Annotated in this window: 10 protein-coding genes and 1 pseudogene; 8 read left to right on the top strand and 3 right to left on the bottom strand. The window is 70.9% G+C overall.

Translation table 11 applies throughout. The features are described 5' to 3' along the window. Positions 1-213: pseudogene (locus H293_RS0140885) on the top strand (hypothetical protein); the annotation flags it as partial. A gap of 638 nt (positions 214-851) precedes the next feature. Here the strand turns inward: H293_RS0140885 and H293_RS0140880 are convergent. Continuing rightward, positions 852-1,346 (bottom strand): MarR family winged helix-turn-helix transcriptional regulator, encoded by a 495-nt coding sequence (locus H293_RS0140880; protein WP_020123556.1) that lies wholly within the window; start codon positions 1,344-1,346, stop codon positions 852-854. A 233-nt stretch (positions 1,347-1,579) separates the two neighbouring features. On the opposite strand from H293_RS0140880, the gene H293_RS0140875 reads away from it, so the two are divergent. Beyond that, complete coding sequence (locus H293_RS0140875) at positions 1,580-2,443, top strand: lysozyme (protein ID WP_020123555.1); 864 nt, start codon at positions 1,580-1,582, stop codon at positions 2,441-2,443. Between the two features lie 102 nt (positions 2,444-2,545). On the opposite strand, the gene lon is transcribed toward H293_RS0140875, so the two are convergent. Continuing rightward, positions 2,546-4,960, bottom strand: a complete 2,415-nt coding sequence (lon, locus tag H293_RS0140870; protein WP_020123554.1) for an endopeptidase La — start codon at positions 4,958-4,960, stop codon at positions 2,546-2,548. A 191-nt stretch (positions 4,961-5,151) separates the two neighbouring features. On the opposite strand from lon, the gene H293_RS0140865 reads away from it, so the two are divergent. Both H293_RS0140865 and H293_RS0140855 read left to right on the top strand, forming a co-directional pair. Then, positions 5,152-5,808 (top strand): GNAT family N-acetyltransferase, encoded by a 657-nt coding sequence (locus H293_RS0140865; protein ID WP_020123553.1) that lies wholly within the window; start codon positions 5,152-5,154, stop codon positions 5,806-5,808. 390 nt (positions 5,809-6,198) lie between these two features. Continuing rightward, on the top strand, positions 6,199-6,999 hold the full coding sequence (locus H293_RS0140855; RefSeq protein WP_020123551.1) for a GNAT family N-acetyltransferase: 801 nt from the start codon (positions 6,199-6,201) through the stop codon (positions 6,997-6,999). A 33-nt stretch (positions 7,000-7,032) separates the two neighbouring features. Here the strand turns inward: H293_RS0140855 and H293_RS51055 are convergent, their stop codons facing one another. Next, positions 7,033-7,872 (bottom strand): rhomboid-like protein, encoded by an 840-nt coding sequence (locus H293_RS51055; RefSeq protein WP_063746965.1) that lies wholly within the window; start codon positions 7,870-7,872, stop codon positions 7,033-7,035. 139 nt (positions 7,873-8,011) lie between these two features. Between H293_RS51055 and H293_RS0140845 the strand changes: the two genes are divergently transcribed. The 4 genes from H293_RS0140845 to H293_RS0140830 all read left to right on the top strand — a co-directional run bounded on the left by H293_RS0140845 (position 8,012) and on the right by H293_RS0140830 (position 14,766). Next, entirely contained in the window at positions 8,012-8,692 is a 681-nt protein-coding gene (locus tag H293_RS0140845) for a spermine/spermidine synthase domain-containing protein (RefSeq protein WP_020123549.1), read from the top strand. A gap of 123 nt (positions 8,693-8,815) precedes the next feature. Next, positions 8,816-9,553 (top strand): response regulator transcription factor, encoded by a 738-nt coding sequence (locus H293_RS0140840; RefSeq protein WP_007384663.1) that lies wholly within the window; start codon positions 8,816-8,818, stop codon positions 9,551-9,553. After that, positions 9,550-10,656, top strand: coding sequence for a HAMP domain-containing sensor histidine kinase (locus H293_RS0140835; RefSeq protein WP_028808627.1), 1,107 nt, complete (start codon positions 9,550-9,552; stop codon positions 10,654-10,656). The genes H293_RS0140840 and H293_RS0140835 overlap by 4 nt, the downstream gene beginning before the upstream one ends. Positions 10,657-10,950: 294 nt before the next feature. After that, positions 10,951-14,766 (top strand): multifunctional oxoglutarate decarboxylase/oxoglutarate dehydrogenase thiamine pyrophosphate-binding subunit/dihydrolipoyllysine-residue succinyltransferase subunit, encoded by a 3,816-nt coding sequence (locus H293_RS0140830; protein ID WP_020123546.1) that lies wholly within the window; start codon positions 10,951-10,953, stop codon positions 14,764-14,766. Positions 14,767-14,801: the final 35 nt, after the last annotated feature.

Here is a 14,801-nt window from a genome sequence, read left to right as displayed (position 1 = left end):
GGGCCGACCCGTGACCAGCCGCCGGAGCGGAGGCCGTGCGGTGGGGTCGACGGCGTCGCCCTGACCGCACCGGCCGGCACGACGGCCCGCACGCCGACCGACGACGCCGGAGCCGCGAGCGGCGGCGACCGGGCGAGCAGCGGGAACCGTGACGACACCGATCCGCACGACGGCCCGGGTGCCTACCCGGGGCAGGGGCGGGCCGACCCGTGACCAGCCGCCGGAGCGGAGGCCGTGCGGTGGGGTCGACGGGGTCGCCCCGACATCGGCGCGACGGGGAGGTCGGTCGGAGCGACGCACGCCTGGCGCACTCAACGATTCCCCCCGGCCCACCACGACCGACGCCCGGCCGGCCCGGCGCACTGGCTGACACCGACCGGTCACTGGCACGGCGGGCGCCGCCCTGAGCGGACTGTCATCCGGCGCGCCGACAACGCCGCCCCGGCACGGCCCAAAGGGCAGCCGGCCGGAGCAGACACCCGCTCGGCCGACTCGACGACACCGATCCGGCACGACCACAACAGGCACCCGGCGGCAGCGGGCACCCGCCCCGACCTGCTCGACCACGGCCGCCACCCGGCGCGCCGACAACGCCGACCCGGCACCACCACGGCAGGCGCCCGCCCGGAGCGGACTGTCATCCGGCGCACTCGACGACACCGATCCGCCACGGTCACTTGGGGCCCCCGGCCGGAGCAACCCCCACCCGGCACACTCGACCACCCCACCCACCCGGCCCAAGCAAACGCCTGCCCGACCCGCTCGACGACATCGCACCGGCGCCGGTACAAGGGAGGCGTCCGCCCACCTCGCCCGGCGGTACGCCGGACCCTGCGGTGCTCGGGGGCGGCCTACTTCTCCATACCCCTGTTCAGCTGGTGCAACAGCCGTGCCAGTTGGGTGACCTCGTCCGGGTCCCAGTGGGCCAGTCGGCCCGCGTACCGGGCCCGGCGTGCGTCGCGGACCCTCTGTACCCGGGAGCGGCCCTCCTTCGTGAGGTCCACCAGCCAGGCACGGCCGTCCGCCGGGTCGGGTTCGCGGGCGACCAGGCCCAGGTCCTCCAGGGCACGCAGCTGCCGGGACATCGTGGCCTTGCCGACGCCGATGTAGGCGGCCAGTTCGGTGGCACGCTGGCGGCCGCATTCATCCAGACGGACGAGCAGTCCGTAAGCCGCCGACTCCAGGTCGGGGTGGACCTCCCGGGCCATCTCCCCCTGGTTGGCCCGGGCGCGGCGCAGCAGGACGGTCAACTCGCGCTCCAGCGCCAGGAATCCGGGCTGATCCACACCGCTCGGCGCCACGTCGGCCCCGCCCCGGCCACCGTCGCCGTTTCCGTCTTCGTGCACGTCAGCCCCTGCCTTGAATTTCCCGGTCGTGAAGGTTTCCGCCAAATTGCGACACCACCGCAGCTCCGTAAGTATTTCGCAGGGCTGGACCAATGGCAGCCTCCGGTCCCTCTCCACCCCGTCGTCGCCGTACGCAGCGTCTTCACCGAGCGGTGGCTGGCATGCTCACGTCAGCCCGGCCGGCCCCGGCCCGTTCCTCGTCCCCCACCCCACCGAGCCATCGGAGGCACTCGATGCCCGTACACAAACAAGGACCCATACGTCCCCGACGCCTCTTCCTCGTCGGACTCCTCCTCACCGCGTTCTCCCTGCTCCCCACGTCCCCCACCACCCCCGCCTCGGCCGCAGAAGCCCCCGAGACCGGCGCCACCGCCATCTCCACCGCCACCCCGGCCCGCGGCTCCGCCCACATGGGAATGGGCGTCGTAGCGCATGACGGCCAGGACGGTCTGCCCACGGCCACCCGCGCCACCCGGGCGGAGGGCGTCGACGTCGCCAGCTATCAGGGCAACGTCGCCTGGCCGACCCTGTGGAACAGCGGTGTCCGGTGGGCGTACAGCAAGGCGAGCGAGGGGACGTACTACACGAATCCCTACTTCTCCCAGCAGTACTCCGGCTCCTACGACGTCGGCATGATCCGCGGGGCCTACCACTTCGCCACCCCGGACACCACGAGCGGCGCCACGCAGGCCGACTACTTCGTCGACCACGGCGGTGCCTGGTCCAAGGACGGCAGGACACTGCCCGGGGTGCTCGACATCGAGTGGAACCCGTACGGCGACGCCTGCTTCGACAAGACGCAGAGCGCGATGGTCACCTGGATCCGCGACTTCCTGAACCAGTACAAGGCCCGCACCGGCCGCCACGCGGTCATCTACACCGCCACCAGCTGGTGGGCCCAGTGCACCGGCGACTACGGCGGCTTCGCCTCCGCCAACCCGCTGTGGATCGCCCGGTACGCCTCGACGGCCGGCACCCTCCCGGCCGGCTGGAGCGGGTACACCATGTGGCAGTACACCTCCTCCGGCCCGACCGTCGGCGACCACGACCGCTTCGACGGGGCCCTCGACCGGGTGCAGGCGCTCGCTAACGGCTGACCCGCCCCGGCGTACGGCGAAGGCCCGGGCCTCCCTCACGAAGAACCCGGGCCTTCACCTCATCCGGTGCCCGCGGACGCAGCCCGCTGACGGACTACGGCGTCACGCCGCCACCGGAACCTCCGGCGTCGCCCCGTTGACGGCCGGGGACAGCGCCAGCTCCAGGACCTGACGGACGTCGGTGACGGCGTGGACGTCGAGCTTGTCCAGCACCTCCGCCGGGACGTCGTCCAGGTCGGCCTCGTTGCGCTTCGGGATGATGACGGTGCTCACCCCGGCGCGGTGCGCGGCGAGCAGCTTCTGCTTCACGCCGCCGATCGGGAGCACCCGGCCGGTCAGCGAGACCTCGCCCGTCATCGCCACGTCCGTGCGGACCAGGCGGCCGGAGAGCAGCGAGGCCAGCGCCGTCGTCATGGTGACGCCCGCGCTCGGGCCGTCCTTCGGGACCGCGCCCGCCGGGAAGTGGATGTGCACGCCCCGGTCCTTCAGATCGCCGACCGGCAGTTCGAGCTCCGCGCCGTGCGAGCGGAGGAAGCTGAGCGCGATCTGCGCGCTCTCCTTCATCACGTCACCCAGCTGGCCGGTCAGCGTCAGACCCGCCGCGCCCGTCTCCGGGTCGGCCAGCGACGCCTCGACGAACAGCACGTCCCCGCCCGCTCCGGTGACCGCGAGCCCGGTGGCGACACCCGGGACCGCCGTACGGCGCTCCGCGGGATCCTGCGCCGACTCGGGCACGTGGTGCGGCCGGCCGATCAGACCGCGCAGTTCCTCGTCCGTGACCGTGAACGGCAGTTCGCGCTCGCCGAGTTCGTGCTGGGCCGCCACCTTGCGCAGCAGCCTCGCGACGGACCGCTCCAGGGTGCGGACGCCCGCCTCGCGCGTGTACTCGCCGGCGAGCTTGCGCAGCGCGCTCTCGTCGATGACGACCTCGTCCTTCGCGAGCCCCGCCCGCTCCAGCTGGCGCGGGAGCAGGTGGTCACGGGCGATGACGATCTTCTCGTCCTCGGTGTAGCCGTCGAGGCGGACCAGCTCCATACGGTCGAGCAGGGCCTCCGGGATGGCCTCCAGGACGTTCGCCGTCGCGAGGAACACCACGTCGGACAGGTCGAGTTCGACCTCCAGGTAGTGGTCTCGGAAGGTGTGGTTCTGCGCCGGGTCCAGGACCTCCAGGAGGGCGGCCGCGGGGTCGCCGCGGAAGTCGGAGCCCACCTTGTCGATCTCGTCGAGCAGGACGACCGGGTTCATCGAACCGGCCTCCTTGATCGCCCGCACGATCCGGCCGGGCAGCGCGCCGACGTACGTCCGCCGGTGACCGCGGATCTCCGCCTCGTCCCGTACGCCGCCGAGGGCGACGCGGACGAACTTGCGGCCCATGGCGTGCGCGACGGACTCGCCCAGCGAGGTCTTGCCGACGCCGGGCGGGCCGACGAGGGCGAGCACGGCACCGCCGCGGCGGCCGCCGACGACCCCGAGTCCCCGGTCGTTGCGGCGCTTGCGCACCGCCAGGTACTCGGTGATCCGCTCCTTCACGTCCTCCAGGCCCGCGTGCTCGGCGTCGAGGATCGCCTTGGCGCCCTGGATGTCGTACGCGTCCTCGGTCCGTTCGTTCCACGGCAGTTCGAGGACGGTGTCCAGCCAGGTGCGGATCCAGGAGCCCTCCGGGGACTGGTCGGAGGACCGCTCCAGCTTGTCGACCTCCTTGAGGGCGGCTTCCCGCACCTTCTCGGGCAGGTCGGCGGCCTCCACGCGGGCGCGGTAGTCGTCGGACTCCTCGCCCTCCTGCTCGCCGTTGAGCTCGCGCAGTTCCTTGCGTACGGCTTCCAGCTGGCGGCGGAGCAGGAACTCGCGCTGCTGCTTGTCGACGCCCTCCTGGACGTCCTTCGCGATGGTCTCGGCGACGTCCTGCTCGGCGAGGTGGTCGCGGAGCTGCTGGGTGGCGAGCTTGAGGCGGGCGATCGGGTCGGCCGTCTCCAGCAGTTCGACCTTCTGCTCGGTGGTCAGGAAGGGCGAGTAACCGGAGTTGTCGGCGAGGGCGGACACGTCGTCGATGGCCTGCACCCGGTCCACGACCTGCCAGGCGCCGCGCTTGCGCAGCCAGGCGGTGGCGAGTGCCTTGTACTCCTTGACGAGTTCGGTCGCGTGGCCGGGCAGCGGGTCGGGGACGGTCTGGTCGACCGTGGTCCCCTCGACCCACAGGGCGGCGCCCGGGCCGGTGGTCCCCGCACCGATCTTGACCCTGCTCCGGCCGCGGATGAGCGCGCCCGGGTCGCCGTCGGCCAATCGGCCGACCTGTTCGATGGTGCCGAGCACACCGGTGCCGGCGTATTCGCCGTCGATGCGTGGCACCAGAAGGACCTTCGGCTTTCCGGGTTCCGAGCGGGCGGCGGCCTGGGCGGCCTCCACCGCGGCGCGGACGTCGGCGTCGTTCAGGTCCAGCGGGACCACCATTCCGGGCAGCACGACCTCGTCGTCGAGCGGCAGCACAGGCAGAGTGAGCGGTGTGGACGTCGAAGCCATGATCTCCCCTTCGGCATTCAAGTTGAGCTATGCCGACTCAATGCGCATGCGCCGTCGAATGTTCCCCACCCGCCTGCCTGTTCGCTGACGGCGATCACGACTGCCGGAATCGGCGCTTCCGGACCTATCGTCATCGCGTAATAGGTGCATGGGGTCAGCGGTCATTACATAGGCCTTTACAGGGGGTTGCCATGGACGGAGTCGTACAGGCGTGGGTGACGGGTTGGGTGGTGTCCCGCGGGGCCGCCCCGCCGGAGCGTGAGCCGTGGGGGTTCACCGTCGACGTGGGGCAGCTCGCGCAGGTCTCGCGGCATGTCTTCGAGGCGCTGGGCGACGACGTGGACGAGGAGCTCGTGCGCAAGGTCGCGGGCGGGGTGACGGGCGCCGGGGTGTGGCTCAAGGTGTTCCAGGACCCGGCGGTGATGGGAGGCCGGCTCGGCGGGGGCTGGTGGGTGGATCCCGAGCCGGGGTATCTGATGACGGTCCCGCCGGCCGGAGCGGAGGGCGGACGTACGCAGGTCCCCGAGGGCTACCGGAAGCGCGTCTGGTCCGCAGGCGGGGTCACGGGCGTGCTCGTCGCCGCGCCCGACGGCTCCCTCGCGGCCCGCGGCCAGACCGCCCCGACCGGCGCGACCGCCGTCTTCGACCAGATCGAGACCGCGCCCGCCCAGCGGCGCCTGGGCCTGGGCAGCGTCGTCATGCGCACGCTGCAGGCCGCGGCGGCCGCCGCGGGGGCGGACACCGGCGTCCTCGGAACCCCGGCGGGACGGGCGCTGTACGAGTCTGTGGGCTGGCATGTGGAGGCTCCGCTCACCAGTGCGAAGTTCGTGGGGCCGGACTCTGGGTGACCGTCCGTCACCGTCCGCGGAAAACCCCGAGGCGGCCGCGGACGGCCTCTGTCATGCTGCGCCGGTGATCACGCCGATACCTCCGGTGGTTCCCGCCGGCCGCACGGCGGACAACGCCCAGCCGGTCCTCCCTCTTCCCGGCGGCCTGAAACCCGGTGACCGCGAGCCGGCCTCGCCGCCGGCCCCCGGGACGAGCACGCCAAGAACCCGTCGCCGGTGCTGCACGACCTCGGTCTGCATCGCCTCACCCTCTGCCACGCCGTCGCCCACGAACATGCGCCACGCCCTCCTGAACGAGGACCCTCGACACGACCAGCACCTCCACGCGCGCGTGCCTGGTGACGACCAGAACGACCTAGACGACCTAGACGACCGGGGGAACGAACGACCATGACCACCACCCACATACAGCACCTCCTCTCCGCCTACGACGACCAGATGCGCGGCGCTCCCCCGGCCCCGCCCACGGGGGTGACGTACGAGCAGGACGGACCCCTGCTGCGGATCGTCGGCCAGTTCCGCGGGTTCGTGAGCGGGCCGCGTGACCTCGGCGTGGCGGGTGACGCGCTCGACGCACTCATCGCGCGGCAACGGGACTTCTTCGCGGCGCGCGGCGAGGCCGTCGAGTGGAAGACCCGCTCCCACGACACCCCGGCCGACCTCACCGACCGACTGACCGCGGCCGGTTTCGTGCCCGAGGAGCGGGAGACGGTACTGGTCGGCCGGGCCGCCGAGATGGCCGTAGGAGAGCCCGTGCTGCCGGACGGCGTCACCGTGCGCCGGGTCACGGCGGACGCCGACATGTGGCGGATCGCCGCGATGGAGTCGGCGGTGTGGGGCCAGGACTGGGGCTGGCTCGCCGAGGAGCTGATCGGCCGGGTCGCCACCGCGCCGGACGACACCGCGGTGTACGTCGCCGAGGCGGACGGCGAAGTGGTGTGCGCCGCCTGGCTGGTGTTCCGCCCGGGCACGGAGTTCGCGAGCCTGTGGGGCGGTTCCACCCTGGCCGACTGGCGGGGCAGGGGCATCTACCGTGCCCTGGTCGCCGTACGCGCCGCTCTCGCCGTCTCCCGCGGGGTCACCTGGCTGCACGTGGACGCGTCGGACGACAGCGCGCCCATCCTGCGCCGGCTCGGCCTGCACGCGGTGACGACGACCACGCCCTACGTCTGGACGCCACCGGCCGGCTGACACGGGGCCACCGGGACGGCGGCGGCGTCGGGCCTAACCGGCGGCGACGGGTTGCCGGTCCCGGTACCGGCGCCGCACCAGCGGCCAAGTCGCGACTCCGATCGTCAGGGCGATCGGATGGCCCCAGTCGGTCAGCGGGTCGGTGAACGCGATCAGGTCGGACACCAGCACCCAGCCGAAGAGGGCGAGCAACGGCCAGCGCAGCCACGGCCCGAGCAGCCCCGCCAGCGCGCCGAGGCTCGCGGCCACGCCGAAGCTGACGCCGTAGTCGAGGCGGTGCAGCGAACTGGCCGGCAACTGCCCGGCCACGACCGCGAGGCCTATGGGGACCTCCGTCGCGAGGGTCGCCCCGATGTGCCCGAACAGGAAGACACCGGCCGTGCGCACACCACCGATCCGGCGCTCCAGCGCGGTGAGGACGAACAGCAGCGCGAGGGCGTACGGCGAGAGGATCCCGCCCGCGATCCACGACGCGCTGGCCACCAGCACCAGTACGGGCGTGCGCACGAGGTGCGCGACATCGGTGCTGGAGCCCTGGTGCAGGGTGTGCACCACGGCGGGGTCCAACTGCGCGGCGACCAGGGAGATGACGGCCAGGACGGCGCCGTAGACGAAGGTGAACGGTGTCCCGGTGGGGGTGGGGAGCAGTCGCAGGAGCCGGGGGAAGCGAACCCGGGTGTCCGGAGCAGCCGTTGCCGTGCGGGTCCACGGTGTCCCGGCGGCATCCGTCTCGCCCCGTTCCCGCTGCCGGGGCATCCCGTCGAGCAGTCCGGCCACATCCGGAAAGCACGCGTCCGAGACAGGTGCTTCCGGGGCAGGTGGTTCCGGGGCGGGCGCGTCGGAGGCAGCCGGGGGCGGCGCGGTCCGTTCCAAGGTGAGCTGCTCCTTCCGTCCCACCCCACCCTTCGCGTCCCACCCGCCCACTGTCTGTGACCTGCGCCACCCCTGCCCCGATTCACAGGGACTTCTCAAGGAACCCCGGCCCGGGCCCCGCACCTGCCAGAATGGGCCGATGCCCACCTCGTACGACATTCCCGAAGTCCTGGACCGTCGTGAGGGTCCGCACGGAGAGGTCGTCCTGCGGCGCCACGGCGAGTTGCTCCAGATCATCGCCAACGGCTGCTTCCTGATGGACACCTCCGACGGGCGTTCGGAGCGGATGCTCGTCGACGCCGCGCTCGCCGCGCTCGACGAGCGGCCGGATCCGCACGTCCTCATCGGCGGCCTCGGTGTCGGCTTCTCGCTCGCACACGCGGCCGCGAACCCGAGGTGGGGCCGGATCACGGTCGTCGAGCGGGAACCGGCGATCATCGACTGGCACCGCGGCACTGGCCCGCTCTCGGCCCTCTCGGGGCGGGCGCTCGCCGATCCCCGGACGAACATTGTGGAAACGGATCTAGTCGGATTCGTCAATGAGACATGCGCCACTTTTGACGCGCTGTGCCTCGACATCGACAACGGGCCCGACTGGACGGTCACGGACGGCAACCACGGCCTCTACGCGCGTACCGGACTCACAAGCTGCGCAAGGGCGTTGAAGCCGGGCGGCGTACTGGCCGTGTGGTCGGCGAAACCCTCTGCGGAATTTGAGCAATCCCTAGCAAATGCCGGGTTCCATCAGGTACGTACCGAGGAGATCCCCGTTGCCCGGGGCGTACCGGACGTCGTCCATCTCGCCGTCCGACCTGGATAGCAAAGGGGTGATGACTCCCCGTACTCTGCTTCCCTACGCCGATCATTCAAGCGTCAATCGCAGTCATGCGCAGACAAGGAATCACCCCACATGGTTCCGGAAAGCACTCCCCAGGGGCGGGCGATGGAGCAGACACACACCTCCCACAACGGTTCGACGGCCACCCAGGGCGCTCAGCGCCGGGTCCTGGTCGTCGAGGACGATCCGACGATCGTCGACGCCATCGCGACCCGCCTGCGCGCCGAGGGATTCCTCGTGCAAACGGCGGTCGACGGTCCGTCGGCGGTGGACACGGCCGAGGCCTGGCAGCCGGACCTGCTGATCCTCGACATCATGCTGCCCGGCTTCGACGGTCTGGAGGTCTGCCGCCGCGTGCAGGCCGCCCGTCCGGTGCCGGTGCTCATGCTGACGGCCCGTGACGACGAGACCGACATGCTGGTCGGGCTCGGCGTCGGCGCCGACGACTACATGACCAAGCCGTTCTCGATGCGGGAGCTGGCCGCGCGCGTGCACGTGCTGCTGCGGCGCGTCGAGCGGGCCGCGCTGGCCGCCGCCACGCCCAGAAGCGGCATCCTGCGGCTCGGCGAGCTGGAGATCGACCACGCGCAGCGCCGGGTGCGGGTGCGCTCGGAGGACGTGCACCTGACGCCCACCGAGTTCGACCTCCTGGTGTGCCTGGCGAACACCCCGCGCGCGGTGCTCTCCCGTGAGCAGCTGCTGGCCGAGGTGTGGGACTGGGCTGACGCGTCCGGCACCCGCACCGTCGACAGCCACATCAAGGCACTGCGCCGGAAGATCGGCGCCGAGCGGATCCGCACGGTGCACGGCGTCGGCTACGCCCTGGAGACGCCGACGCCATGAGCGAGGGTCCGGCCGGCCGGAGAAGCCCCAGGGAGCCCTGGGGCGGCGTGAGCCCGTTCTCGATCAAGACCAAGCTGGGCGCCCTGGTCGTCATCGCGGTCCTCATCACCACCGGGCTGATGATGATCGCGATGCGCACGGCGACCGAGCTGCGCTTCATCACGGTCTTCTCGATGATCGCCACACTGCTCATTACGCAGTTCGTGGCGCATTCGCTCACCGCACCCCTGGACGACATGAACGCGGTCGCCCGGTCCATCTCGCACGGCGACTACACCCGCCGGGTCCGCGAGAACCGCCGGGACGAGCTGGGCGACCTGGCCCAGACGATCAACCGCATGGCGGACGACCTGGAGGCCCAGGAACGCCAGCGCAAGGAACTTGTGGCAAATGTCTCCCACGAGCTGCGCACGCCCATCGCGGGCCTGCGTGCGGTGCTGGAGAACATCGTCGACGGCGTCACCCAGGCGGACCCCGAGACCATGCGCACGGCCCTGAAGCAGACCGAGCGGCTCGGCCGGCTGGTGGAGACACTGCTGGACCTGTCCCGCCTCGACAACGGCGTCGTACCGCTGAAGAAGCGGCGGTTCGAGGTGTGGCCGTACCTGTCGGGCGTGCTGAAGGAGGCCAACATGGTCGCCACGGCACGCGCGGGCATCGCGTCCGGGTCCGGCAGTCACACGCGCAACGACGTCCATCTGCACCTCGACGTGTCCCCGCCGGAGCTCACCGCGCACGCCGACCCGGAGCGCATCCACCAGGTCGTGGCCAACCTGATCGACAACGCGGTCAAGCACAGCCCCGCGCACGGACGGGTGACGGTCAAGGCGCGGCGCGGGCCGCTGCCCGAGTCGCTGGAGCTGGAGGTCCTCGACGAGGGTCCCGGTATTCCGCGCAAGGAGTGGCACCGCGTCTTCGAGCGGTTCAACCGCGGTCAGGTCATGCGGCCGCACGGTCCGGGCAGCGACGGCGGCACCGGGCTCGGGCTCGCGATCGCCCGCTGGGCGGTGGATCTGCACGGCGGCCGGATCGGAGTGGCCGAATCCGAGCGGGGCTGCAGGATTCTTGTCACCCTTCCGGGACTTCCCTCTCTGCCAAGTTGACGTAAAGTTCGAAGTGGAGCCACAAGATCCATCTGTGTTCGGCGCTGACGGACACGTGTGATCAGGCAGAGGGCCGCGCCGCAGTCGCGCAGGGCCCCGCTCGGCGCTTCCCTGAGGCGGATTCACGCACCAGAACCACGCTTGTTTCCCGCCATTTCCGCCCCCGAAACCCGCTCTTTGATGTGACTTACACGACGATGGACCGGCCCGGCCTGACCTTCCCGGTCTTGGGGGCGTAGCCTTTATTTCCGCTGTCCATCACCTTGTGAGAAGCGGAAGAGGGCGGTTGCCGCCGTGTCGCCACAGTCCCCCAGTAACTCGAGCATCTCGACCGACGCAGACCAAGCGGGCAAGAACCCCGCTGCCGCGTTCGGGCCGAACGAGTGGCTCGTCGACGAGATCTATCAGCAGTACCTCCAGGACCCGAATTCGGTAGACCGTGCCTGGTGGGACTTCTTCGCCGACTACAAGTCGGGGGCTGCCGCTCCGGCTGCGGCGGGTACCGCGGCCGCGGGGGCCGCGGAGACCACCACCGCCGCGTCCGCCGCCCCGGCGCCCAGCGCCCCGGCGCAGGCTCCGGCTCCGGCCCCGGCCGCTGCTCCGGCCGCAAAGCCCGCCGCCGCGGCTCCGGCTCCGGCCAAGGCCGCTCCGGCCGCCGCTCCGGCTCAGGCCGCTCCGGCCGCCAAGCCCGCCGCTGCGAAGCCCGCCGCGAAGCCGGCCGCCGAGGGTGCCTCCGCGGACGGTCCCGAGCTGGTGACCCTGCGCGGTCCCGCCGCCGCGGTCGCGAAGAACATGAACGCCTCCCTGGAGCTGCCCACGGCCACGTCCGTGCGCGCGGTGCCGGTGAAGCTGCTCTTCGACAACCGCATCGTCATCAACAACCACCTCAAGCGCGCCCGGGGCGGGAAGATCTCCTTCACGCACCTGATCGGGTACGCGATGGTGCAGGCCATCAAGGCCATGCCCTCGATGAACTGGCACTACGCGGAGAAGGACGGGAAGCCCACCCTCGTCAAGCCCGCGCACGTCAACTTCGGCCTCGCCATCGACCTGGTGAAGCCCAACGGCGACCGCCAGCTGGTCGTCGCGGGCATCAAGAAGGCCGAGACGCTGAACTTCTTCGAGTTCTGGCAGGCCTACGAGGACATCGTCCGCCGCGCCCGTGACGGCAAGCTGACGATGGACGACTTCTCGGGCGTCACCGTCTCCCTGACGAACCCCGGTGGCCTCGGTACGGTCCACTCCGTGCCCCGCCTCATGCCCGGACAGTCGGTCATCATGGGCGTCGGCTCGATGGACTACCCGGCGGAGTTCCAGGGCACCTCCCAGGACACCCTGAACAAGCTCGGCATCTCGAAGGTCATGACGCTCACGTCGACCTACGACCACCGGGTCATCCAGGGCGCCGCGTCCGGCGAGTTCCTGCGCGTCGTCGCGAACTACCTCCTCGGCGAGAACGGCTTCTACGACGAGATCTTCGAGGCGCTGCGCATCCCCTACGAGCCGGTCCGCTGGCTCAAGGACATCGACGCCTCGCACGACGACGACGTCACCAAGGCCGCCCGCGTCTTCGAGCTGATCCACTCCTACCGGGTCCGCGGCCACGTCATGGCCGACACCGACCCGCTGGAGTACCGCCAGCGCAAGCACCCCGACCTGGACATCACCGAGCACGGCCTCACCCTGTGGGACCTGGAGCGGGAGTTCGCGGTCGGCGGCTTCGCCGGCAAGTCCCTGATGAAGCTGCGCGACATCCTCGGCGTGCTGCGCGACTCGTACTGCCGCACCACAGGCGTCGAGTTCATGCACATCCAGGACCCGAAGCAGCGCAGGTGGATCCAGGACCGCATCGAGCGCTCGCACACCAAGCCGGAGCGCGAGGAGCAGCTGCGCATTCTGCGCCGCCTGAACGCCGCCGAGGCCTTCGAGACCTTCCTGCAGACGAAGTACGTCGGCCAGAAGCGCTTCTCCCTGGAGGGCGGCGAGTCCGTCATCCCGCTGCTCGACGCGGTCCTCGACTCGGCCGCCGAGTCCCGCCTGGACGAGGTCGTCATCGGCATGGCCCACCGCGGCCGCCTGAACGTCCTGGCGAACATCGTCGGCAAGTCGTACGCGCAGATCTTCCGCGAGTTCGAGGGCAACCTCGACCCGAAGTCGATGCACGGCTCCGGCGACGTGAAGTACCACCTGGGCGCCCAGGGCACCTTCACCGGCCTGGACGGCGAGCAGATCAAGGTCTCGCTGGCCGCGAACCCCTCCCACCTGGAGACGGTCGACCCGGTCATCGAGGGCATCGTCCGCGCCAAGCAGGACATCATCAACAAGGGCGGCACGGACTTCACGGTCCTGCCGGTCGCCCTGCACGGTGACGCGGCCTTCGCGGGCCAGGGCGTGGTGGCCGAGACCCTGAACATGTCGCAGCTGCGGGGCTACCGCACCGGCGGCACGGTCCACATCGTCATCAACAACCAGGTCGGCTTCACGGCCGCCCCGGAGTCCTCCCGCTCGTCGATGTACGCGACGGACGTGGCGAGGATGATCGAGGCCCCGATCTTCCACGTGAACGGCGACGACCCGGAGGCCGTGGTCCGGGTGGCCCGTCTGGCCTTCGAGTTCCGCCAGGCGTTCAACAAGGACGTGGTGATCGACCTCATCTGCTACCGCCGCCGCGGTCACAACGAGTCGGACAACCCGGCCTTCACCCAGCCGCTGATGTACGACCTGATCGACAAGAAGCGCTCGGTGCGCAAGCTGTACACCGAGTCCCTCATCGGTCGCGGCGACATCACCCTGGAAGAGGCCGAGCAGGCGCTGCAGGACTACCAGGGCCAGCTGGAGAAGGTCTTCACCGAGGTCCGCGAGGCCGTGACGGCCCAGCCGGCCGCCGGTCCCGTCTCCGACCCGCAGGCCGAGTTCCCGGTCGCCGTGAACACCGCGATCTCCGCGGAGGTCGTCAAGCGGATCGCCGAGTCCCAGGTCAACATCCCCGACACCTTCCACGTCCACCCCCGTCTGCTGCCGCAGCTGCAGCGCCGGGCGTCGATGGTCGAGGACGGCACGATCGACTGGGGCATGGGCGAGACGCTGGCCGTGGGCTCCCTCCTCCTGGAGGGCACCCCGGTCCGCCTGTCCGGCCAGGACTCCCAGCGCGGCACCTTCGGCCAGCGGCACGCGGTCCTCATCGACCGCGAGACGGGCGAGGAGCACACCCCGCTCCAGTACCTCAACGAGGACCAGGCCCGCTACAACGTCTACAACTCCCTGCTGTCCGAGTACGCGGTCATGGGCTTCGAGTACGGCTACTCGCTGGCCCGCCCCGACGCGCTCGTGCTGTGGGAGGCGCAGTTCGGCGACTTCGTCAACGGCGCGCAGACGATCGTCGACGAGTACATCTCGGCGGCCGAGCAGAAGTGGGGCCAGACGAGCGGTGTGACGCTGCTCCTCCCCCACGGCTACGAGGGCCAGGGCCCGGACCACTCGTCCGCGCGCGTGGAGCGCTTCCTGCAGCTCTGCGCCCAGAACAACATGACGGTCGCGATGCCGACCCTGCCGTCGAACTACTTCCACCTCCTGCGGTGGCAGGTGCACAACCCGCACCACAAGCCGCTGGTGGTCTTCACCCCGAAGTCGATGCTGCGCCTGAAGGCCGCCGCGTCGAAGGCGGAGGAGTTCACGACGGGCCAGTTCCGCCCGGTCATCGGCGACACGTCCGTGGACGCCGCCGCGGTCCGCAAGGTCGTCTTCGTGGCGGGCAAGCTGTACTACGACCTTGAGGCCGAGCGTCAGAAGCGCGGCATCACGGACACGGCGATCATCCGCATCGAGCGCCTGTACCCGCTCCCGGGCACCGAGCTCCAGGCGGAGATCGCCAAGTACCCGAACGCCGAGAAGTACCTGTGGGCCCAGGAGGAGCCGGCGAACCAGGGCGCGTGGCCCTTCATCGCCCTCAACCTGATCGACCACCTGGACCTTGCGGTCGGCGCGGACATCCCGCACGGTGAGCGACTGCGGCGGATCTCCCGCCCGCACAGCTCCTCCCCGGCCGTCGGTTCCGCCAAGCGGCACCAGGCGGAGCAGGAACAGCTGGTGCGTGAGGTGTTCGAGGCGTAACCCGTCTCGCGGGCAGTACGTGACCGGGCCGCATC

The organism is Streptomyces canus 299MFChir4.1 (genome assembly GCF_000383615.1).
Lineage (GTDB): Bacteria > Actinomycetota > Actinomycetes > Streptomycetales > Streptomycetaceae > Streptomyces > Streptomyces canus_C.
Note: the sequence above shows the minus strand (reverse complement) of the source record. Positions and strands in the feature narration are given on the sequence as shown.